At 63.2% G+C, this 22,368-nt stretch carries 21 protein-coding genes and 1 tRNA gene; 5 read left to right on the top strand and 17 right to left on the bottom strand.

What is annotated here, in order from left to right:
• Positions 1-420: 420 nt before the first annotated feature.
• Entirely contained in the window at positions 421-3,192 is a 2,772-nt protein-coding gene (locus A5697_RS06665; RefSeq protein ID WP_068009006.1) for an ATP-dependent DNA helicase, read from the bottom strand.
• Between the two features lie 136 nt (positions 3,193-3,328).
• On the opposite strand from A5697_RS06665, the gene A5697_RS06660 reads away from it, so the two are divergent.
• Together A5697_RS06660 and A5697_RS06655 are read left to right on the top strand one after the other, a co-directional pair.
• Positions 3,329-5,458: a site-specific DNA-methyltransferase gene (locus tag A5697_RS06660; protein ID WP_068009035.1), complete on the top strand. Its 2,130-nt coding sequence runs from the start codon at positions 3,329-3,331 to the stop codon at positions 5,456-5,458.
• The gene (locus A5697_RS06655) at positions 5,455-8,079 is read left to right on the top strand and encodes a DEAD/DEAH box helicase (protein ID WP_068009003.1); all 2,625 of its coding nucleotides are present in this window, start codon (positions 5,455-5,457) and stop codon (positions 8,077-8,079) included. The genes A5697_RS06660 and A5697_RS06655 overlap by 4 nt, the downstream gene beginning before the upstream one ends.
• 120 nt (positions 8,080-8,199) lie before the next feature.
• On the opposite strand, the gene A5697_RS06650 is transcribed toward A5697_RS06655, so the two are convergent.
• From A5697_RS06650 to A5697_RS06620, 8 genes are all read right to left on the bottom strand, one after another.
• Positions 8,200-9,654, bottom strand: coding sequence for a hypothetical protein (locus tag A5697_RS06650; RefSeq protein ID WP_068009000.1), 1,455 nt, complete (start codon positions 9,652-9,654; stop codon positions 8,200-8,202).
• A 244-nt stretch (positions 9,655-9,898) separates the two neighbouring features.
• Positions 9,899-10,432: a hypothetical protein gene (locus A5697_RS06645; RefSeq protein WP_068008997.1), complete on the bottom strand. Its 534-nt coding sequence runs from the start codon at positions 10,430-10,432 to the stop codon at positions 9,899-9,901.
• A gap of 16 nt (positions 10,433-10,448) precedes the next feature.
• Positions 10,449-10,922, bottom strand: a complete 474-nt coding sequence (locus A5697_RS27620) for a hypothetical protein (RefSeq protein WP_156673183.1) — start codon at positions 10,920-10,922, stop codon at positions 10,449-10,451.
• Complete coding sequence (locus tag A5697_RS06635) at positions 10,906-11,262, bottom strand: helix-turn-helix domain-containing protein (RefSeq protein ID WP_197500937.1); 357 nt, start codon at positions 11,260-11,262, stop codon at positions 10,906-10,908. The genes A5697_RS27620 and A5697_RS06635 overlap by 17 nt, the downstream gene beginning before the upstream one ends.
• A 197-nt stretch (positions 11,263-11,459) precedes the next feature.
• Positions 11,460-11,723, bottom strand: coding sequence for a hypothetical protein (locus tag A5697_RS06630; protein WP_068008990.1), 264 nt, complete (start codon positions 11,721-11,723; stop codon positions 11,460-11,462).
• Positions 11,720-11,977 carry a hypothetical protein gene (locus tag A5697_RS06625; RefSeq protein ID WP_068008987.1) on the bottom strand — a complete coding sequence of 86 codons (258 nt, stop codon included), beginning with the start codon at positions 11,975-11,977 and terminating at the stop codon, positions 11,720-11,722. The genes A5697_RS06630 and A5697_RS06625 overlap by 4 nt, the downstream gene beginning before the upstream one ends.
• Entirely contained in the window at positions 11,977-12,723 is a 747-nt protein-coding gene (locus A5697_RS27615) for a helix-turn-helix domain-containing protein (protein WP_156673182.1), read from the bottom strand. Before A5697_RS27615 ends, A5697_RS06625 begins: the two co-directional genes overlap by 1 nt.
• Positions 12,724-12,760: 37 nt before the next feature.
• Positions 12,761-12,967, bottom strand: coding sequence for an AlpA family transcriptional regulator (locus tag A5697_RS06620; protein WP_156673181.1), 207 nt, complete (start codon positions 12,965-12,967; stop codon positions 12,761-12,763).
• A gap of 107 nt (positions 12,968-13,074) precedes the next feature.
• Between A5697_RS06620 and A5697_RS06615 the strand changes: the two genes are divergently transcribed.
• Entirely contained in the window at positions 13,075-13,620 is a 546-nt protein-coding gene (locus A5697_RS06615) for a helix-turn-helix transcriptional regulator (protein ID WP_156673180.1), read from the top strand.
• On the top strand, positions 13,610-14,776 hold the full coding sequence (gene xerC / locus A5697_RS06610; RefSeq protein ID WP_068009031.1) for a tyrosine recombinase XerC: 1,167 nt from the start codon (positions 13,610-13,612) through the stop codon (positions 14,774-14,776). The genes A5697_RS06615 and xerC overlap by 11 nt, the downstream gene beginning before the upstream one ends.
• 43 nt (positions 14,777-14,819) lie before the next feature.
• On the opposite strand, the gene A5697_RS06605 is transcribed toward xerC, so the two are convergent.
• The 3 genes from A5697_RS06605 to A5697_RS06595 form a co-directional block, all read right to left on the bottom strand.
• Positions 14,820-14,892, bottom strand: a tRNA-Arg gene (locus tag A5697_RS06605).
• 198 nt (positions 14,893-15,090) lie between these two features.
• Positions 15,091-15,543: a DUF5709 domain-containing protein gene (locus A5697_RS06600; RefSeq protein ID WP_156673179.1), complete on the bottom strand. Its 453-nt coding sequence runs from the start codon at positions 15,541-15,543 to the stop codon at positions 15,091-15,093.
• Positions 15,544-15,617: 74 nt separating this feature from the next.
• On the bottom strand, positions 15,618-16,043 hold the full coding sequence (locus tag A5697_RS06595) for a hypothetical protein (RefSeq protein WP_156673178.1): 426 nt from the start codon (positions 16,041-16,043) through the stop codon (positions 15,618-15,620).
• A gap of 276 nt (positions 16,044-16,319) precedes the next feature.
• Between A5697_RS06595 and A5697_RS27610 the strand changes: the two genes are divergently transcribed.
• Positions 16,320-16,487: a hypothetical protein gene (locus A5697_RS27610; protein WP_156673177.1), complete on the top strand. Its 168-nt coding sequence runs from the start codon at positions 16,320-16,322 to the stop codon at positions 16,485-16,487.
• A 15-nt stretch (positions 16,488-16,502) separates the two neighbouring features.
• Here the strand turns inward: A5697_RS27610 and A5697_RS06590 are convergent, their stop codons facing one another.
• The 5 genes from A5697_RS06590 to A5697_RS06570 form a co-directional block, all read right to left on the bottom strand.
• Positions 16,503-17,900, bottom strand: coding sequence for a phosphoribosyltransferase family protein (locus tag A5697_RS06590; protein WP_082953267.1), 1,398 nt, complete (start codon positions 17,898-17,900; stop codon positions 16,503-16,505).
• 114 nt (positions 17,901-18,014) lie between these two features.
• Entirely contained in the window at positions 18,015-18,839 is an 825-nt protein-coding gene (locus tag A5697_RS06585) for an LLM class F420-dependent oxidoreductase (protein ID WP_082953266.1), read from the bottom strand.
• Between the two features lie 23 nt (positions 18,840-18,862).
• Positions 18,863-19,918, bottom strand: a complete 1,056-nt coding sequence (locus tag A5697_RS06580; RefSeq protein ID WP_068008980.1) for a poly-gamma-glutamate hydrolase family protein — start codon at positions 19,916-19,918, stop codon at positions 18,863-18,865.
• Entirely contained in the window at positions 19,919-21,175 is a 1,257-nt protein-coding gene (locus A5697_RS06575) for an Nramp family divalent metal transporter (protein WP_369806088.1), read from the bottom strand.
• Between the two features lie 99 nt (positions 21,176-21,274).
• On the bottom strand, positions 21,275-22,351 hold the full coding sequence (locus tag A5697_RS06570) for a diacylglycerol kinase (protein ID WP_067945485.1): 1,077 nt from the start codon (positions 22,349-22,351) through the stop codon (positions 21,275-21,277).
• Positions 22,352-22,368: the final 17 nt, after the last annotated feature.

Here is a 22,368-nt window from a genome sequence, read left to right as displayed (position 1 = left end):
TGGTTGCAATCCGGACTCGAAGCTGCTGCGGACTTTGCGGGCAGCGGCGTCCCGCGATCTACCGTCAAACCGGCTAGCTAGTCAACTGTGAAACGAAACAAGTAAGACATCCGCAGCAGGGGCCCAGTATCTGCCGAAGATCCCACTTCGCGCTGTCTCCGAAGTTGACTGAAAGCCGTTCTGCCATATCTCAGCGAGTTACTACTTCCGAAACAGCATTGGCCGCCCCGAGACCGTAACCCTGCGGCTCGGAATCGCCCGCGTCACAACGAAATACTGAAGGTATACGGCCGTGCCCGAATCAAGACTGCGGAAGCGCCTAGCATCGGCGTCAGTCGCTACACGGCCGTGCGCCGGTCTCAAATGCACCACGCCTCCGACGTTGTCCGCTGCGGCCAACTGACCTAATAGAGCAAGAGATCAGTCTGAAGGACGTCTCCGGCACAGCCCGACCAGATCGCACGAGCCGCACGTGTTGTCATCCCAAACAGGCAGTCGTGGAAGGTTGTTTGTTCGCAGCGATTCCCCTGCATCGCGGATCTGGTCCCGAACAGCAGTCAGCAGCGGGTCGTTAACCGGCTCGCGTGTTGTTCTGCCCTTTTCATCGAGGTTGAGTACTTCGATTACATCCGCCGACTTGCCTGTGAGCTCCTGGTATCCAACGGCATAAACGTGCAGCTGGTCGCGCGTGACGTTTTCGGCCTGGGCGCGCTCGGTGGATTTGAAGTCGACGATCGCGACCTCGCCCGTGTCAAGGTGTCGGATCAGGTCGATCCGGCCGTCGACCGTGATACCAGGAGCGACGTGCACTTGAATCTGTTTCTCGGAGAACTCAGTGTTCGCGATTTCCTCGCCGTGCGTGTCGAAGTAGCGCTCGATCGCCTTGACGCCGGCCGCCCGCAACTGCTCCCGCAGGGCCGGGTACGCGAACGGCGCGTTTAGGTGTCGGTCGATCAGCGCCGGGGCCGAGTCTTTCGAGATGAGGTCGCCCTCGAGTGCCCGCTTGTGGATTTCCGACAGCGCGTCGTGCAGGCCCTTGCCATAGCCGAGGGCTTCGTGGATCGGAGCGTTGAAACCGTATAGGAACCGCAACTTGAACTGATATGCGCACTCGAACAAGTACTTCAGTTCGGAGAAAGACAGGGTGACTTGCGGGGTCTCCTGTAGAGGCTGGGGTGGAAGCCGGCCACCATTTACCGGCGACGAGGCGGTCGAAACCCACTGCTGGGCCGCGATGTGGTCGAAGAATTCGGATCGGTGACGCTGTTGCTGGTTGTCTGCGATCGGCGCGAACGACACGTACAGATACTTCTGGGCGCGGGTGACCGCGACGTAGAGCAGGCGTGTTTCGTCCTCGACCGTGCCCCTGTACCGTGCGGGGTCGTCGATCGCCTCGTCCGGGATGACATGCCGCAGCGTGACGCCGCCAATCACCCGAGACGGAAATCGGTTCCTGCGCATCGCCGGGAGGAACACCGCCGGCCACTGAAGTCCCTTGGACTGGTGCACGGTTGCCACCGTGACAGCGTCGGGCGTCGCGTAACCGATGTCGGCGTCCGCGTCGGCGTAATACCCCGGCGCCTGATGTTCGAGCCACTTGGCGAACCCTTCGTATTTCGCCCTCGGCTCGGTTGTGAAGTGGATCTGTTCGTAATCCGAGATCACCTGGCTGAACTTGCCCAGTTGGTAGAAGACGAGTTCGCCGCGAGTGGCGTCACCAGGTAGCGCGTTTTCGCGCATGCCCAGGGCTTCGAGGAAGTCGAGATAGAGCCGCTGGATGTTGTAGACCGCGTGGCGCTTGTGGGCGTCGAAATCCCGGCCACTCTCGAGTACTCGGAGCGCGCGTCCCCAGTCACCTTCAGTCGGGATGATCTGTGCGCGCTCCCACAGAGTCTTGAGCAATCCGGCGTCGATCTCGCGGACCACGAATCGGAAGATGCCGACGACGGCCTTGATCTCGGGGCTGTCGAACAGCTTGTTCAGCCCTTTGACGATGAACGGGATGCCCCTTCGGCGCAACTCTTCTACGACAGGGCCGGAGTCCTTCGCAACGGACCGGAAAAGGATAGCGCAGTCCGACCATGACAGGCCGCGCGGCTCGGCTTCGGGCCGGTCGTGAAACGCGAGCCCATGCAGTTGCTCAATCCGGTCGACAATCCAAGTTGCCTCGGAGTCGGGGTCGTCGAAGGTCAGAGCTAGCAGGTCACCCCGGTCCCATTGCTGGTTGCCGGCGGCGACCATCTTCTTCGCTAAACGTTCCGTGGCGGGAATGCGCTCGGCTGCGGAGCGACCGAGCTCGACCACCCCGCGGCTCGAGCGGAAGTTATCGTCGAGCGTGACTTGCCGGACGTTGCGATAACGGCGAGCGAAAGTGATGATGTTCGACACCTGACTGCCCCGCCACTGGTAGATCGTCTGGTCGTCGTCACCGACCACGCAGAGGTTCGCGCCAAAGCGCACTAGCCCACGCACGAGCCGCTCTTGGAGCGGGTTGACGTCCTGATACTCATCAACGACGACATATTTGATGTCGTTCTTGATGTGGTCCTGAACGCGGGCATAGTCGTCGTCCTCGTAGGGATCGCCTTCGAGGTAGCCGACCGCGCTGCTGATCATCTGCGTGTAGTCAAAGAGCGAGTGATCGTTTAGCAGACTCATGTACTTTTCGAACGACTCCACGACACCGCCCGGAACATGTCCGACGTCAATCCTGTCCTCTCGTAAAACACTCAGGACCTGCAAGTACAACTTCGAGTTGAGGTACCGCTTCAGATTCCCCTGTCTTGCGGTCGTCGGGCACGACGTTAGTCCGGACTTGGCGCTGTAGCGGTCGACGAACAGCTGCGCTGTGATATCGGTCAGGACCGAAAACTTGAACTTCTCCGGCACGAGACGCTGTAGCAGGTCTAGTGCGTAGCCGTGCATAGTCCCTACGTACATCTCAGCTAGCCCTGTGACGTCGCCGAGTTCTTGGTCGACGATCGAAAGAATGCGGTCCTTGAGTTCTGCCGCGGCCTTCTCGGTGAACGTGAACGCGATGACGTTGCGCGGGTCTACACCGGGCCGAGCCAAGATCGCGGCAATCCGCTGCGAGATGACTTGCGTTTTGCCGGACCCTGCACAAGCGATGATTTGCAGCGGTTCGTCGAGACATCCGATGGCTTCGGCCTGGGCTGCCGTGTAGGAAGTCACAACCCCTAATGTTGGCAGGGCGCAGTCCGCGCTGCACGGATTTTCCGGCTTCACCCCGCACTCTGCGTTGGTGAAGCCTGCCGAATCGTCCTGCAGCCTGCGAGGCTGTCACCGTAGCTTTGTGATGGGAGGAACCGTGTCTAGGCTCAACGACCTGCTACGCCAGCTCAAGGAGAAGGAGCCTCAGCTCGCGCGCGATCTCGAGGGGGAAGTTGCGGCCCTCGCTGACAGGCGTGCCTTCGGTCTCAACTTCGAACGGCATGTCCCAGAGGTGGTAGAGCTCCCCGGTCGCTCAATCCGAAAGGGCGACAAGGTGCGCATCCTCCCGCCACGCGGGAAAAGCCCCACCAAGGCCGACGAGAAGCTGTGGCGGGTCGCCAACATCGACCGCCTCGCAGCGACGGCGTCTCTCGCGGCACTTGGGAACGACGAAATCGGGGACGCGGACCTGCACGACCTCGTCGTGGCCGCTGAGTTCCGCGATCCGATCTATCCGGGTCTAGTTTCGACGGGCAAGGTCGAGCGCGGTGGCGATAAGCCTTATCACATACTAATTAATGCGGAGAATTACCATGCGCTCGAGACGCTGCTATTCACTCACCGAGGTAAGGTCGACGCAATATATATTGATCCCCCGTATAACACGGGGGCAAAGGACTGGAAGTATAACAATGACTACGTAGAAAGTGATGATCTCTACCGTCATTCGAAATGGCTCGCTTTCATGGAACGACGACTACTCCTGGCAAAGGAATTGCTGAATCCAAACAACTCGGTACTGGTCGTAACAATCGATGAGAAGGAAGTGCACCGGCTGGGCCTGCTGCTTGAGCAGACGTTTCCGGAAGCTCGTCTGCAGATGGTGACTATTACGATCAACCATCGTGGAGTTGCGCGAAATCGAGAGTTCACTCGTGTAAACGAGTACGCGTGCTTTCTTTTCATTGGCGATGCTGGCCCTGCTTTGACGGACGACGATTTGTTGACCCCTCCTTCCGGGCGGGAGGTTGAGGACGAGCCTGTACGCTGGGAACGACTCATCAAAGGCAGCAACAATGCGCGCCGCATCGATCGTCCGAATCTGTTCTATCCGGTCTTCGTCGACCCCGAACGGCCCGCAATTTCCGGCGTGGGCGACCCTATCCCATTAGAACAGTCGAGAAATGACGTCGACGTACCCGAAGGTTTGGTTGCAGTATGGCCGCTATCCACCAATGGGGCGGAGAAGCGCTGGCAACTCGCACCGGCAACACTGCGTCAAATGGTCGAGAACGGGACTGCAAAGGTCGGCAGCTTTGACCGGACTAATGATCGCTGGTCGATCCTCTATCTAAACAGGGGCCAGCTGGAACGCATCAGCCGAGGCGAAATCGAAGTCGTTGGCCGCGACGAGAACAACGTAGTCCAGCTGAGAAATGTATCGCGCCCGCAGCGCGCGGGCATGTCGGTGTGGAATCGCCCATCGCACAACGCCGGCTACTACGGATCGGGGATGCTCGCGTCATTAATACCCGATCGAAAGTTTCCATTTCCGAAGTCTTTGTACGCCGTCGAGGATGCAGTTCGATTCGCCGTTGGCGATAAGCGCCATGCCATCGTCGTGGACTTCTTCGCTGGCTCCGGGACGACGGCGCATGCCGTCGCGAGGTTGAACCACCAGGACGGTGGGCGTCGGCAATGTATATCCGTCACCAACAATGAAGTCGCCGCCGATCAGCAAGCAACTCTACGAGCCGATGGGCTTCGGCCAGGGGATGCCGATTGGGAGCGGTGGGGCATTTGCGATCACATAACCAGACCGCGTATCGGGGCTGCGATTACCGGCAGGACGCCGGACGGCGAGCGAATCGCTGGGGATTACAAGTTCAAAGACGAATTCCCGATGGCCGATGGCTTCGAGGAAAACGCCGAGTTCTTCATCCTCACCTACGAGGCACCCTTGAGGGTTGCGAGCGATCGGGAGTTCGGGAAGATTGCGTCTCTACTGTGGATGCGTGCCGGCGCGCAAGGTAGACGCATCGAGGATATCTCTGCAGGTTGGGACGTAGCTGACACGTACGGCGTTCTCGGCGACCTCGACTGCACCGAGGATTTCCTCAAATCCATAGCCGCTAACGAAAACGTCACCCTTGCATACATAGTGACCGATGAAGATCGGCTCTTCGAGTCCATTGCCCAAGAGCTGCCAGAACGTGTGGCGCCCGTACGTCTCTACGCGGCCTACCTTCGCAACTTCGAAATCGAGTCCGGGCGGGGCTTGCTGTGAAGTTCACACTGAAGGACTATCAGGCGGACGCGGTAGGCGATGTTCTAGCTAACCTGCGGCGGGCGCGCGAGAATTTCAAGAATCCGGACAAGCGCGAGATTTCGTCTTTCTCGCTCACCGCCACTACTGGCGCCGGAAAAACCGTGATGGCGGCCGCCGCTATTGAGGCGCTCTTCTGGGGCAGCGAGACATTCGGCTTTGACCCTGACCCGGGCGCAGTCGTGTTGTGGTTCTCCGACGACCCGAGCTTGAATGAGCAGACGCGCACCCGCCTCATGCAAGCCTCTGAAAAGTTCACCTACAACAATTTGATCCGCATCGAACCGCCGTTTGCGAAGCCGCGCCTCGAGCCAGGAAAGGTGTACTTCCTTAACACCCAGAAACTCACCAAAAGCTCCCTGCTCACCCGCGGTCACATTGAGACCGCGACAGAAGGCCAGGAACAGATCACCGGCCTCGCAGCGATCGCTCCGCCGGACATGCAGGGGTGGACCATTTGGGAAACACTCGCCAACACTATCGAGGACGACGACCTAACGCTGCATCTCGTGCTAGACGAAGCCCATCGCGGTTTCAACTCGCGAACAACGTCCGACAAACCGACAATCGTGCGTCGTCTCGTCAATGGCACCAAAGTACGACCACCCATTCCGATCGTGTGGGGTATCTCGGCGACCATCGAGCACTTTGACGCGGCGATGAAAGAGGCTGAGGCGACCAAGAATCGACGCGGGCTGCCGTCGGTCCTAGTCGACCCGGGCCGCGTACAGGAGTCCGGCCTGGTCAAGGACACGCTTGTCCTCGACATACCCCACGAAGCCGGTAACTTCGACTCGGTTCTTGTGCGCCGCGCGGCTCGGAAGCTTAAAGATTCCACCGAGCGGTGGCTGGCTTACGGGCAATCACAAGGGCTGTTGGAGACCGTGCAACCGCTGCTGGTCATTCAAACTCCCAACACGCCGGACCCCGACGACGTTGGCGTCGCCATCGACACGATTTTCGCGGAGTACCCGGATCTGAAGGGATCGTCCGTGCGCCATGTGCTCGGGGACCACTCAACGCAGAAATTCGGCGCGTGGGAAGTCGACTGGATCGAACCTCAGCGTGTGCAGGACGATACCGAGGTACGCGTCCTCGTCGCAAAGGATGCCATCTCTACCGGATGGGATTGCCCACGGGCTGAGGTTCTGGTCTCGTTTCGCCCGGCGAAGGACAATACCCACATCACGCAGCTGCTCGGGCGCATGGTGCGCAGCCCGCTTGCGCGGCGTGTTCCAGGTGACGAACGATTGAACAGCGTCGACTGCATCCTGCCGTTCTTCGACCGCACCACCGCTGTCAAGGTCGTCCGATTTCTCACCGGCGAGTTGGAGGACATGCCGGGCTCGACTAAGAAGACCGTCCTCGACGGCAAGGAGCTGCTACCGAACCCCGCTGTTCCTGAAAGGGTTTGGGAACGGTGGGGGGCGCTCCCCACCCAGACGCTGCCCCAGCGAGGCGCGCGTCCGGTGAAGCGTCTCGTCGCACTCGCGCAGGCGCTATCCGCCGACGGCGTGCGCCCGGGCGCGCTTAGCGCAATTGAAGAGGAACTCCACCGCATTCTTGATGCGTACGCTACTCGCTACAAGAATCAACTCGACTCCGCTATCCAGGAAGTGTGGGACGTCCACGTCCAGGAGATCGCCGGCCGCTTCGGAAAAACGGGGCTGACGTACACTGAGTTCGTCGAGTTTGCCGACGACCGTGCGATTCTCACCGGTTTCGAGGCAGCCAAGAAAGCGTTCGGCGCCGATATTTCCCAATCGTATGTCAACTATCTCGCCGGACCCGATGACCCCGGCGCGGATGACGACGGTCTACGCGAGGCATACGTGCGCGCCGCTGCGCTCGCAACCGTCAAGGAGGTGCGTGACAAGGTCGACGTCGAAGCGACCGAACTCACCGCCAAGCTGTTCGCTCAGCACCGCGTAGCGCTCAAGGAGTTGCCGGACGTGCGCCAGCAGGAGTACGAGGACATTCGCGCCTTGGCCACTGATCCGCAACTAGGCACTCTGCGTCCACCGCGCACGCGGATCGAGGGCTTTTCGGTCGAAGATGGCAACCAAATCGTGGCAGCACCGCTGGCCCCACTGCATCTGATGTGTGACCAGGAGGGCCAGTTCCCGCTGACATCCCTCAACAGTTGGGAACGCAAGATAGTGCACGCGGAGCTCGCACGCCCGAATGTGCGCGCGTGGTACAGGAATCCGTCGCGGGCTGCCGTCGACTCACTGGGTATCGCCTACCGTGACGAGACCACAGGCAACTGGCGCTCGATGCACCCCGACTTTGTGTTCTTCAATGAGATTGGTGGGCAGATCGTCGCATCGATCATCGACCCGCACGGACACCATCTTGACGACGCGGCCATGAAGCTCCGGGCGCTAGCGTCGTTCGCGGAGGTGTACGGGGATGCTTTTCACCGTATCGAAGCCGTCGCCGAAGTTGACGGTGGCATGAAAGTCATTGACATGCAGAAGCCCTTGGCGCGCGAGGTCGTCCTCCTCGGCAAGAAGAGCGCAGTTGAGATCTACCGATCGACAGTTGCCCTGGATTACGACCTCACGGGCGATGGAGTCTAAATAGGCTCGCCTTTGTTCGCGTGTTGGCTGGCCGATCGTCAGCTGTGCGGCTGCGACAAAAACGCCGGCATACCAAGCGGATATGTCTAGCCAGCCACCTCTAGAGCAGACCACCTAGCGTTACGAGAAGCCACGATAAAACCCGAGCCGCTTGCGGAACTGTTGCATCTCGGAGTAGCCCGGCTCATCTACCCTCGGGCTGCGGATGGGCTTTACGAACGGGTCGAGCTTTGCCGTGTAGTCCTGACACCAGATCAGCCAGTTGGTCGCCGCGGCGCGATCGTCAGCGTCGACGATCTGCTCGACCCTCGTTGCCATCTCTGCCAAGTAGTGACGTAGCCGTGCCGCTAGCTCCCACTCGTTGAGGTCTGCCTTGAGCCGATCCGCGAGCGCGTGCGACATATAAGCCTCGCGGGCAAGTTCGTCTTCGCGTGCCTCGCGTTCTCTCCGCTCGATCTCGGCACGCCGTTCGGCTTCCTTACCCTCGGCGTCGATGACGGCCCACCGCTCGAAGGCCATCATCACGTCCGGCAGCCGGTTCTCCAGCGATAGCGTCTTTGTTTCAGTCCAGGACTCTTTCGAAGAGAATCTGCTGGTGGTATCGATAGCCATACTCAGCCGGCCGGATGGCACGTAGTCATAGCGCCTGGGCGGCCAGTCGTATTTCTTGTGGCGCTCCACCTCTTCGCGGGTCGGCGTGTGTTCGACTCGGTCATTCGGCTGCCAGATGGTCACCGAGCAGTCAATGTCACCAATCTTGAAGATCAAGTCGCCAGTGAGTTTGGTGTTTTCCTGGGCATAGCCGCGATAGTTTTGGCGAGGCACGCGTACGGAGTGCCCGCGGGCTTCCGCCTCACGAGCCAGGGCATGTAACAACCGAAACGCCCTGCCGCGCAACTCTTTTTCGATCGAGTCGAGCCGCTTGTCACTACGGAGCGCCGCCACTGCTGGGTGCCATCGCCCGATCCGATCGACAGCAAGGACTGCGGACGGCGGTTCAGTCTGCCAGTCCGATACCGACGAGAGCCGAAAGACAATGTGGTGATAAGACTTGCCGCGCACCATGATGACTTCTTGGCCGTCCGGCGCCATTCCTCGCCGGTTGATGATCCCGACCAGGCTGCGGTAACTGGTCTTGTCAGCCGTGGTGTCGATTTCAAGCAGGCCGTGCGCATCAACGATGTCCTTGACCAGCTTGCGCGTCGGAGTCAAACCATTGGGTGACGCCTGTTTCTTGGGTCGGCTCGCCGACGCGTCTGGGGAAAGTGGCTTGACCGGGTGTAGAGCAACGACCGCCGGGCGAACTGGCGAGTCGGGATCCGCCTGCTGCCCGCGGCGCCGCTTGGCCCAATGGCCAGGTGGATACTGGCTATGGGTCAGGTAATACTCCCCAGCAGGCAAAACGGCTGAACTCCATACGCCGCCTCGCTTCGAGACCCTCACCAGGCGCCGCGAGGCAAGGGCGTTCGCCGTTGTCTTGAACGTGAAGTCCGTCCATCGACCGTCCGGGCAACCTTCTTTAATCCAACGCAGGACTTCCATTTGACGTTGATTGAGCGGAGTCGCGATGGTCATGTCGGAGATTGTCGGCGAGCCAGTCGATACTCGCGAGCGGGGAAGTTACTCCGTCGATCAGCCGTTCTCGAGCCACAGAGCGTCCCGGTGTCCGCCGTGTCGGGGAGTGGTGCCCATGGGTGCGGCAGCATCGCGGTGTGCTGACCTGCGTCGGAGGTGGCCGGCGGCGGCTCGGAGATGGTCGTCAGCGCGCGCTTCCACTGGCGACCGGCGCGCGGCGCGGGTGGTCGGAGGTCGCCCTTATTCACTCGTCAATTGCTTTGCAACGTGCCGCTTCCGCTTGGCGTTTGCGCTCGGCTTCGGCTGGGCCCCAGAGCAGGGAATCGAATTTGTGGGGTTCGGAGGCCCGTCGGGCTGCCTCGGTTGTGGCGCGTGCTTGCTCTTCTTGCGTTGGGCGACGGTATTTCGCCTTGAGCGCGGCGAGTTCGTCCTGGTATCGAGCTTCGCGGTTTTCGTCGTCGAGGTCGTAGACGTTGGGTTGTTGCGGTGTCGACCTGTCGAGGTGAATCGGTGTGCCGAAGCCGGCCATTCCGGTGACCGTTATTCCTCGCGGGCGGCTCCGCGGGTCGATGGGTTTACCCGCATTGGCGCCCGCCAGCGCTTCAACGTCGAGGTCGGGATCGAGCGGCCGGTTCACGTACTGCGTTACCAGCGGCTGCGACTTGATCTGGGGTGTCGCCCATTCGGGGAATGGGCTGCCGGGTGGGATCATGTGGACGTTGCCGTCCTTGTCGTGCACGTGCACCGTTCTATTGGTGAGGTTTTTGGTGGCGGCCATGTTGTTGGAATCTCCCTTACTGCTGGATGCGGTTGACGCCGTGGCGCTTGTGAAGGGCGGCGTGGCCGCCAGCGCCGAAGTCGACGGGGCTATGCCGACCGGGATTGTGTGGGCCTTCCGCCCCCACGCCGTGCCGCTTCTTGAGCGCGGCACGAGCTTCGTTTCCCGGCAGGCTGACGGGGCCGCCCAGTGCGCTTCCCTGGCCGTAATCCGGTGCCTGTCCGTTTGGCGGCTGGCCAGCGCCGAAGAACGCGTCGAGATAACTTTTGACCTTGCCCTCGTCAACATCGCCGTTAGCTCCGGCGAACTTGCGCGGGTCGGCGATCGCCATGAACGACTGAAGCTGAGATTCTGAAAGCATCTGTGATGCAACCGTTTTCAGTTGCTCGCTAGATGTCGGTGGCCGTACTCGCGCCGATAGTGAACGCCAGTCGTCGTCCGATAGATCCGCGAGCTGCTGCTCGACAGCCGGGTCAAGCTGTTCGGCCATTCCTTCGCCTCTCCGAGTAGTCGTCTATCGAGCGTTCCGGGATGAGCCAGTCGCGCCCATGCTTTTGGGCTTCGATGTCACCGTTACGCGCCAGTCGTCGCACGTGGGCATCGGTGACAGCCAACTTAGATGCCGCTTCGGCGGTGTTGTATGACGCCTCGGATTGTGCTCTGCCATCCTGAATTTCAGGTCCGTTAGCGGACATCTCCCAGCACAAGTCCACCTTTCGGCAGAACGACTCGATCAGCCGATTCACGGGCCGGCCGGCCGCTTTCATCGGGTCGACGAACCTGTGCGCGAGGAAGTAAGCGGCCTCGAGGTCATCCCCGTGAAGGTCCATCATCGGCTACTTGCTCCACGACGGTTTTGCGCAACGGCGTCAGCGAGCGCGGTACCGAGGTCAAGCGCTTCATCAGCAGTGCACTCGAAGGTAACGAGCCCGTAGCTGATCAGGATTCGCCTATCTGCGGCAACCTGGACCCGCGCGCGAAAATCTCGGCGCGTCAGCCTCATCCGCCAGACTCCTCATGTTCTTGCTCATTGAGTGCAGCTGTCAGCTCGGCGGTGACAAGCTCGTCTAGGGCGCAGGCCGACGGCCATCCTGACTCGGAGGACGAGGTTGCGGGCGAGAGCGGCTCGCAGCTTGTTGACTGCCTCCGGCCCGTCGTTGCGGGCCTCGGCAACAACGGATGCGAATAGCGCTCCGTCGTGCTCGAGGATGGAAGCAACGAGGCGCCATGCGCGGGACTGGTCGATAACCCAGTGGAAGGGCAGCTCGATTGGCTCGGGGTTGACGGTCATGCGCTGTCCTTCTGGGGTTGGTGGTTGCGATAGTCAAATGGGTGACTTGGCTCGGTGAAGTCCCGGGCGTCAGTTTCGGCCGATTCGGCGATGGTCCCGCCCGTGACGGCGCGTGCGACACATGGCACCTTGCGCACGCGGTCGTCAGGTGTCATGCACCACTCGTTGACCTCGGCATGGCATGTCGAGCACGGCCTTGCGAGTGCATTGGTGTCGAGATACGCGCGCAATATGATGTGGTTTTGCTGTTTCATCAGGCGACTCCTGTGTTGAGCTTTTGGTGTGCGCATCTCTCGGCGTTGTCGTTGTCGTCCAGCAGCCAGTGCGTACCGCGGCAGTCGGGGCATGCCTGGATCCGGGCGTACTCGGCTTCGCGTTGCTCTCTCTCGCGCTGAACCGCGTCGTTGATCCGGGCTTCGTTGGCGAGGCGGGCATCGCGGCAGTCTGGACATCGCGGGACGTCGGCGTCGTCGATGATGTGGGCGTGCCGTGCGCAGCGCGGCCGTTTGACGTTCGTAGATGGCGGAAATGGTGTGGAGATGGGATCGCCCGCCTGCCGATCCGGTGGCGTACCCGACGTAAGTGACACCCCCTCGGGATTTCTAGAGGGAATGAAGGGATGTGTTGCATCAGCGCAACGTGCACTGGCGTCAATCGCAACGTGCTCTGTCTGGAGTGCAACGTGCTCTCCTCGGTGGGCTTCAGTGCACGTTGCATCAGCGCAACGTGCACCACCGGGCAGCACTTCGTAGCGGGACGCCTGAAAGTGATTACCACGGCTAAGCTTTTCGATGTAGCGCAACCGCGCGAGTTTGTTGATGGCGCGCCACATTGAGGTACGCTCCTGGCCGCTTAGCTTCGCCAGTTCGGACATGCTTATCGACGCGTTGCGGGCCTCGCCCCGGCAGGTATCGGCCAGGATGAACAGCACGGCGAACTCTGTGAAATTGATGCCGGGAAGCCGGCCGCCCAGTCGTGCCTGGCGTATCTCGTTGGTCATCTGCCAACTCATGAGCCTGCGACGGTCACCGTGGGCGTTACGCCACACCGCGCGGGTCATCCGTGCGCTGCACTGTGTTCGCGTTCTCCCAAGCGATGACGTCCGCCAGCCGGTACCGCACGTGACGGCCGAACTTTGCGTACTTGGGCCCTTTGCCCTGAGAAGCCCACTGCGCCAAGGTGGCTTGCGGCAGTTTCTGGCGGCTCGACAGTTCGGGCCGCGTGAGCCAGACATCGTCTTCCATCAGCTCTCCTTGCGTGTATCTACGCAATATTTGTTGTTGCTGCGTAGTTATCGGCAGTGTAGCGGATGTCGCAGATATTCCCACAACTTCGCGGTATGCTGCGTGTCATGCCACAGAACTGGGAGCCGAGAGACTGGAGCGAAGAACAGGCGCACCGGGTCAGCGAGGAGGTGCGTCGGCTTCGCGGCACCCGGTCAGCGCAATGGCTCGCCAATCGCACCGCAGAGCTCGGTTATCACGTCAGTCGTTCGGTGATCGCGGACTTGGAGAATGGGCGCCGGCGGTACGTCACTACGGCTGAGCTTGTTATCTTGGCGCGCGCTCTGGACACGGCGCCGATTATGTTGCTGTACCCACCGCCTTATGACGAATTTATCGACGCGCGCCCAGAAGAGTCCAGGCCGAAACTTGTTGCGATACAGGGATTCTCGGGCGAAGTTGGCGACGACTACTCCACCGAATATCTGGACAATGTCGAGCCGCTACGCCGGGCCCGGCAGATCGACGAGTTGGAATGGCGGCGGCGGCGGCTACTCGGCGATCTCGACAGCAGCCCGGCCCGTAGTGATACGCAGTACGCCATGCAATTGCAAAGTCAGCTCGACTGGGTTACGAAGCAACTCTCGCAACTGAAGGGTGAAGATGGCGGGTAGGCCGCCGTTGCGGATCGGCGCGCACGGAAGAATCGCCCGCATATACCTAGGCGGGGGAGTCTGGTTGGCACGCACACGATTTCGTGACTCCGACGGCGTGACACGCATCGTCGAGCGTCGCGGTCCGTCCGATGAGCATGACGCGCACGGCAAGCTTGCCGAAGACGTTCTCGTCGAAGCGCTGGCGCAACGTCGGGCCGCCGGCCGCAGCGAAATTACCCTTGACACCCGGATCGCCGCGCTTGTCGATCAGCACATTGACCGCCTGGAAGAGGACGGCAGATCCATCCGGACTATCGACACTTACAGGTACTGCGCCAAGCTGCTCTCCAAAATCGTCGCCGGTGTACGTGTCGGGGAAGCGACTCCTGCGCGCCTGGATGCAGCCATTCGGTCGATGCGGCGGGCCCACGGCGACGTCTTGGCTGTGCAGTCAAAGACGATCCTGAAGGGCGGTCTGCATTTAGCGGTGATGGCCAACGTGATCGCTGCCAACCCGGTGCGCGACGTATCGCCGATGCGGTCGAAGTCCAGGCCGAAAGGCGCCAGCGCGCTAACAGCGGACGAACTACGCGGCCTGCTCGGTCAACTGCGCGCGTCGGAGGCATGCCAGCGGAATGACCTCGTCGACCCGATCACGCTTTTCATTGCCACCGGACTTCGGATCTCAGAGTTGCTCGGCCTGGAGTGGGGCAACTTCGACGAGGCAGCAGCCACGCTGACCATCACGGGCAAGGTCATCAGGGCCAAGGGTAAGGGGTTGATTCGGCTGGACGAGACCAAAACGGCCGCTGGGTACCGCACCTTACCGCTGCCCAGCTTCGCGGTAACGGTACTGTCCGCGCGCCGCACGCTTCCGTACCTCGGCCAGCAAGTGGTGGTGTTCCCGTCGACGGCCGGCACATGGCGCGATCCGGACAACTTCCGGGCCCGATGGCGAGCGGTGCGCCAGGAGCTCGGCGTGCCCGATGCCACGTCGCACAGTTTCCGGAAGTCGCTGGCGACGTTGATCGACGATGCGGGTCTATCGGCTCGGATCGGCGCCGACCATCTCGGCCATACCCGCATCTCTATGACTCAAGACCGCTACATGGCGCGCGGCCGTGTCCACACCGCAGTCGCAGACATGCTTGAGCGGACCATAAACGATGAATAAACGATGGATTCAGTTGCCCACTCGAAGAAACCTTGCCGTGACGTGCCCCCGGCAGGATTCGAACCTGCGACACCGGCTTTAGGAGAGCCGTGCTCTATCCCCTGAGCTACGAGGGCGGGCCGTCTGCGGACACCTGACCGCACCCGGGTCGCGTCCATGAAGGCGTTCAGAAGGTGCATCCAGCGTCCTGCGCCGTGAGTGTAGCCGGTCCACTCATGGCGACAATTGCCCTTCCATGCCTTCGCCCACGGTAGCGGTTGCTCAACGCGGTTGGGTTCCAGCCGGCAATGTCGTCGCCGAGGGTCCCGGTTCGGTCAGTCCTCGTCCTCGATGACGTGCATCGCGGCTTCCTCGGCGGACGCCGCGCCCCCGTCGAGCCCGACGTCCGAGGCGAGCAGTTCATCCTCGTAGTCCCCGCCGAATCCCTCGTCCGGCGCTACCAGGCGGCCGGCTCGGGCGCGGCCCACCTCGCGCCGCTCAGGGAATTCGCACTCGCGCTCGGATGCATCAGAGCGTTGTTGCTCGGCGTCGTCGAGCGGGACGTTGATGCGCGCTGCCGGATCCGGCTCTTCCTCCGCGAGGAGTTGATCCATCGTCTCGCCCGGGCCGAATGCGCCTCGCCCATAAGGCCGCTCGGGTGGTGAATACCCCTCGTCGAGGATGTCGTCCACACCGCGATCTATCAGGGTGTCCTCTGGCTGAAGCTGGTTGTCGTCCTCGCCGCTGTATTCGCCGGCAGCGGGGCCGGTCTCGAAGTGAAAAGTCACGATTCGCCTACCGTGTGTCGTCTGTCCGATTGATACCTATTGTGTTGCACCATAATTGGATCGCTCAAGGCTGCTCAGCCGAGCCGCTCGATCTCGTCGGCCGCGTCGGTCAACGCCGCGGCGAGTTCGCGCGCGGCTATCCCGTCCAGCGCGTCCAGGTGGCGGGCATGCACGGCGATCCACCGGCGCGTCGAGCCGTCGACCTGCTGTCGGCCATAGATCTGAACGCGCGCCCGCCCGCCCCGCCGTGTGGTCCCCTCAAAGTCGCGAAACCAGTTCCTGTCGAGCTGCCAGTCGAAGGTGCGAACCGCACCGTCGGGGGGCGCGATGGTGTCGAATGGCATCCCCGCGGACACGTTCTTGGCGGCCCATTGCCGCGCCATGTCCAGCAGCGTCTGCGGTTCGTCGCGTTCGAGGCGTTCGAGCTGAGCGATCTGCGCAGCGGTGAGCTGGTCGGCCACGTCGCGCCAGGTTTGGGCGGTGTCGTCAGATGTGGTCATGCTCTGCAGTCTGCGCGGCTGACCCATTGCCGGCGAGAGTCGAAAGTCATGTCTTAAGTTCACTTTTGTCGGGTGGGTTCGGCCTGGCAGTGGGCCGCCCTGTGTCAGATTGCGATTCCATGGCTTTACCCAACTCGCGAGGCCCTCTGGTCGGCGCGGGCGCCGGCAATGTCCGGAATAACACTACGCGGCAACCGATTTCGTCAAACACAGCCCAGGACTGCCGAAGGCGCGGAGAATGACGACCGGGATCGTGACTCCGGAAGGGAGCATGCAATGGCCGCAGACCCACAATGCGCCCGCTGCAAACAAACCATCGGACCGGGATGGCTCTACCTGACCGCGAATCGCCGCGGCCAGGCCGCGCCGGCCGATGACGACGCGGTACTGATCCACCTACCCGACGAGTGCCCGCGGGCCGGGGAGCACGTGCCGCCTAGCTAGACATCAAAGCCGTTGCTACGGATTCGCGGTGAGAGCTGCCGGGCTCAGGTGGTCGATGAACCAATCGCGGGCCAGCATCGCGGCTCGCTCGAGCGTCCCAGGTTCTTCGAAGAGGTGGGTGGCGCCCGGCACGACGGCGAGTTCGCACTTGCCGGGGATCGCGGCTCGCGCTTGCCGATTCAGCTCCAGCACCATTTCGTCGTTGCCGCCCACGATCAGCAGCGTCGGCGCGTGCACCCTGGCCAGGAACGGACCCGCGAGATCGGGCCGTCCGCCCCGGGACACCACCGCCGCGACGTTCACGCGCGGGTCGGTGGCGGCGACCAGGGCAGCGCCCGCGCCGGTGCTGGCGCCGAAGTAGCCGACCGGCAACGCGGCGGTGTCTTCCTGGCGGCTCAGCCAGCCGGTGACATCGACCAGTCGGCGCGCCAACAGCTCAATGTCGAACACATTGGCGCGATTTCGTTCCTCTTCCGGGGTGAGCAGGTCGAACAGCAGCGTCGCCAGGCCCGCGTCGTTCAACACGTCGGCCACGTAGCGATTGCGGGGGCTGTGCCGGCTGCTCCCACTGCCGTGCGCGAACAGCACCACGCCGACCGGATGTTCGGGAATCGTCAGATGTCCGGCCACCGACGCCGAACCGGCGCTCACCCTCACTTCCTCGTCGCGTAGGGGCGGGTCGGCCGCGGCGGCGTCGCCGACCGGCCCGCGAGAACCGTCGCGGGCGCGACCGAGGAGCGCGACCACCTCGTCGTCGGACGTCTGGGTGAAGTTGCGGTAGCCCTGCCCAACGGCGAAGAAGAACTCGGGCGTATGCAAACAAACCACGTCGTCGGCGTACCCGGCGAATCGTTCGAAGACATCGCGTCCGCCGATCGGAACGGCCAGCACAACCCTGCTTGCCCCCTGGGCGCGGGCCACCTCGCAGGCGGCTCTGGCCGTCGCGCCGGTCGCGACGCCGTCATCGACGATCACCGCGGTGCGTCCCGCCAACGGGATCCGGTCATGCCCGCTGCGGAACCGTTCCGAGCGACGAGCCAACTCGGCCCGCTGCTTCGCCTCGACGGCGGCAATCTCGTCCGCGGACAACCGGGCCTCCCGCACCACGGCGTCGTTGATCACCCGCACCCCGCCCTCGCCGATCGCCCCGAAGGCCAATTCGGGCTGGAACGGGACCCCGAGCTTGCGCACCACCAGTACATCGAGCGGGGCATGGAGGGCCTTGGCGACCTCGAAGGCCACCGGCACACCGCCGCGTGGGAGGCCCAGCACCACAACACCGTGACCGCGCAACGATTCCAGGCTTCTGCCCAGCGCTCGTCCGGCGTCAACACGATCGTCGAACAGTCTCGAATCGCCGCGCAGCGAAGCCAGCCGTTGCCCCAGCGGCCGCCCCCAATCGCTTTGAGTCATCTCCCGAGTGTGGTCGCCGTCTGCGGGCGCGCCGAAGGGCCCTAAGGCCACTTACGGGGGGACCAACGCCTCCTGACTGCTCCGGGTCACCGCGCGGCGGCCGCAGCCGACCAGTCAGCGCAGTTCCGCGATGACCTTTGCAAAGTTGTCGACGTGGTTGTCCTGGACGGTGATGAACGTGACTCCGTACTTCTCCCGGTACTCCAGCAGCGTGTCGGCCATCTCGCGGGGTGAGCCCGTCAGCACGGAGTGCATGGCCAGGATCTCCTCGTCGGACAACCCGGCCGCGTAGCGACGGGTCATCGTCAGGTCGGGCAGGCTCTCGCCCTCGACCGGGACCGCCGTGACTGCGAGGTTCAATTCGAGCGCGTCGAATCGGTCGCCGGCGGCGTTGCGGACGAACTCGACGCGTTCGGTCAGCGGGTCGTCGGCCTCTTTCACCCTCGAACCGGTCAGCCCGATGATGTCGGCGTGCTGGGCGGCGATGGTCAGCACCCGGTCGCCGTTGCCGGCGATGAGGATCGGTGTCGTCGGGTGATGCTCCTTCAGATACTTGGTCATGTGGTCGAGGTAGTCCACCCGGGCGCCGGCACTGGGGTAGGGGAGCTCTGCGGCGTCGAACTCCTCCTTGACATACCCGGTGCCGAGCCCGATTTCGAGGCGGCCGTTACTGAGCTTGTCCAGGTCGCCCAGGTCCCGGCTGAGCAGGGCGGGCTTGTAGAAGGCGGCGTTGAGCACATACATGCTCAGCTTGAGTTTGTCGGTGACCATGGCGGCCGCGGTCAGTGCCGGAATCGGGGCAACCGCGCCGAGATGGTCTGGCACGCAAAGCACATCGAATCCGATGTCTTCTGCCTGCTTAACCTTGTCGACGAAAGCTGCGCGCGACTTGATGAATCGCATGCTCATTCCGAAGCGAAATTCCTTGGCCACCAACAACTCCGTTCAACAGATGAGGACAATTACCAACAACGTGCCGCTTCCGCCAATGCTTCGATCAGCGCCGTCGTCACCGGCGACAGGCCGTCGTCGCCGGGCAGCGGGCTGCGCGGGCTCAGACCGCGCACGCGGGGAGACAGTTCCAGCTGCGTCCCGCCGTCGCGCACCCGGTTGACCGGGTTGCCCGGATGCAGACCGCGCAACTCCGGCGGGATGTCCTCGAGGTCGGTGATCACCCGGTAGCCGGTCAACTGAATGTGCCGGGCCAGGTGTGCGGCCAGCGCGCGGTTGCGGCCGCCGGCCAGCAATTGTGTGCTGCGCCCGATGCGGCCGTAGCCGTGCAGCGACACCGCAACGTCGACGTGGTCGAGGAATTCCGCGAGCCGGGGCGACTCGGCCGGGTCGAACAGGGCCGAGGGCAGGTGGTGCGGGTAGCGGTCGGGATGACGCAGCACGTACACCGAGGCGTGTGCGGCGTCGGCGGCACGTTCGGCGATCACGTCGGTCATTTCTTCCAGCCCGCCGCCGTGGATGGCCAGAAAGCCGAAACGCGAACGTAATTGGCTGTCCTCGCTGACGCCGGGCTCGCTCAGCAGCGCTGAAAGCGATTGCGGCGCAGCGCCCGACGCCGGCATCCGGCGAGGCCAGTGCGAGGGGTCCCAGCGCCGCAAGAAGTCGATCCAGCGCTGCGGCAACCCGTGCTGCACGGCGCCGTCGATGATCTTGGGCAGGTAGCCCGGTCGGGGCGGGCCCGGTGTCACGCGATGGTCGATGTACACCCAGGCCGGCGACGGCCCGCCGTCGGTGTGCACGGTCAGCCGGTCTCGCCGGTAGCGCACCGGCACACCCTCGGCGCTGTCCAGCGTCGCGAGGTCGCCATCGGAGATCTGCCAGACCACGCCATGTACCTGAGTGCCGGCGCACGGTTCGACCGTGGCCACGCCGCGCTGGTTGATCAGCCAGTCGTGATCGGACAGCACCGCCGGCCGCGGATCGGCGGCGTCCGGACACCGCAGCGCCATCTGCCTGGCGCACAGGTTCGACCCGTATGCGAAGTAGGCGTGCCGGCGGGCCGGCATTTAGCCGGTCACCGTCAGCCAGATGAGCATCACGTTAAGCAGACTAATCATTACGCCGACCGCCCAGCCAACAACCGTCGTGACGGGATGATTGGTGTCGCTGCCCATCAGATCGCGGTCGCTGGTCAGCTTCACCAGCGGAAGAACCGCAAACGGTATCCCGAACGACAGCACCACCTGGGACAGCACCAGCGCCCGGGTGGGGTCGAACCCGACCGCGAGGATCACCAGCGCCGGACATATGGTCACCACCCGGCGCACCAGCATCGGGATCCTGCGGTGCAGCAGCCCCTGCATGATCATGGCGCCGGCGTAGGCGCCCACCGACGACGACGCCAGCCCGGACGCCAGCAACCCGATCGCGAACAGCACCGCGATGGCCGCGCCGAGGGTGTGGTGAATCGCGGAGTAGGCGCCCTCGATGGACGCGTTGATGTCGCGGTGCTGCAGGTTGATCGCGGCGACCAGCAGCATCGCCGCGTTCACCGTTCCCGCGACGGCCATCGCCAGGACGACATCCAGCCGGGTGACCCGCAGCAGCAGGCGTCGCTCGGCGCCCTCAGCGGGATGCCCGTGTCGATCGAGGACCAGCCCGGAATGCATGTACACGGCGTGCGGCATCACGGTGGCGCCCAGGATGGCGGCTGCCAGCAGCACGCTTTCGGTGCCCTGGAATCTCGGCAACAGCCCGCCCAGCACGGCGTCCGGCGGAGGCGTCTTCACGAAGAAGCTGGCCGCGAAGCCGATGGCGATGACGAGCAGCAGTCCGGTGATGACGCGCTCGAAGATGATCTGCCCGCGCCGGTCCTGGATCGCCAGCAACAGCAGGGAGACCACCCCGGTGATGACGCCGCCGGCCAGCAGCGGCAAATCGAACAGGATCCGCAAAGCGATTGCCCCGCCGACGATTTCGGCCATATCGGTAGCGATCGCCACCAGCTCGGCCTGGACCCAGTAGACCAGCCGGACCGGACGACTCATTCGCTTGCCGATGGCCGCGGGTAACGACCGGCCGGTGACCAGGCCGAGCTTGGCGGACAGGTACTGCACCAGCCCGGCCAGCGCATTGGCCACCACGATGACCCACAGCAGCAGGTAACCGAACTTCGCGCCGGAGCTGACGTTGGCCGCGACGTTTCCCGGATCGACATAGGCGATCGCGGCGACGAAGGCAGGGCCGAGCAGATACCAACTGCTTTTCAGCGAGTCCTGGCTGCTCCGCGTCAAGTGTCGGCCCCTCGATTCACACGTCCGAATAAGAAAGTGAGGTTAGCCGAAGACTCCAGGCGGACCCGGAGGCCACCCACCATTCGGGCAGGAGCGGTTCGAAGGCGCGCTTCATGCCGCGCCGCCCGATCAGCCCGGCAGGTAAAGGCCCTTGCCGGTGATCAGGGGCAGGTCCAGCGTCGTCACGATCCCCGGCGGGGCGGCCACCACCGCGGGGATCGCGTTGACCACCCGCATCGCGGTGGCCACCAGCCCGGCGTGGTTGTGGTCACCCTTGCGGCTGCTCAGGCAGACATCCATCGCGTAGGAGGGTTCGCCGGTGATCTCGATGCGGTAGGACCCGCCGTGCTGGGCGGGCTGCGGCCAGTCCGGGCACAGATCCTCGCGCAGCCGGGTGACGTGTTCGAGGACGACGACGGGGTCGCCGTTGACCAGGCCGAACACCTCGAACCGCAGCGCCGCGGCGCTGCCTTTGGGGATGTGCCCGGACGCGATGTCGAAGTCCTCCGGCGCCGGCACGCGCACGTACTCCTGCGCGACCGAGTCGAGCGAAATCCCCAGGCCGGCCGCCAGCTGGCGAACCACCGATCCCCAGGCGAGGCTGAGCACGCCGGGCTGCAGCAGCATGGGGATGTCGTCCAGCGGCTTCCCGAAGCCCATCACGTCGAACATGACCGCGGCGCTGTCATAGGTGGCGTAGTCGACGATCTCCATGCAGCGAATCTGCTGGATGTTCTGACAGGTGCCGGCCAGCGCCAGCGGCAGCAGGTCGTTGGCGAAGCCGGGATCGATCCCGTTGACGTACACGCTCGAATTCCCTTCGCGCGCAGCGTCTTCGATGGGTTTGATCAGCTCCTCGGGAATCACCTGCCACGGATACTGCAAGAAGACCGGGCCGCTCCCCACGATGTTGATGCCGGCGGCCAGGACGCGCCGATAGTCCTCCAGCGCCTCGGGCAACCGGTTGTCTGCGAGCGCGTTGTAGACGGCGCACTGCGGTCCGGTGGCGAGCACAGCGTCCAGGTCGGTGCTGGCCAACACGCCGGTCGAATCGGGAAGCCCGGCAAGCTCCGCCGCGTCCTTGCCGGCCTTGGCGTCCGAGGACACCCAGACGCCCCTGAGCTCGAACTCGGGGTTGGTGATGAGCGCTCGCAGCGCGTGGACGCCGACATTGCCGGTGCCCAGTTGAACGACGGGGATTCCCATGGCGGGCTCCTTAGCGG

The sequence above is a fragment of the Mycobacterium sp. E3251 genome, assembly GCF_001666835.1.
In the GTDB taxonomy this organism is placed as follows: Bacteria; Actinomycetota; Actinomycetes; order Mycobacteriales; family Mycobacteriaceae; genus Mycobacterium.
This window is presented reverse-complemented; position numbering and strand designations above follow the sequence as displayed.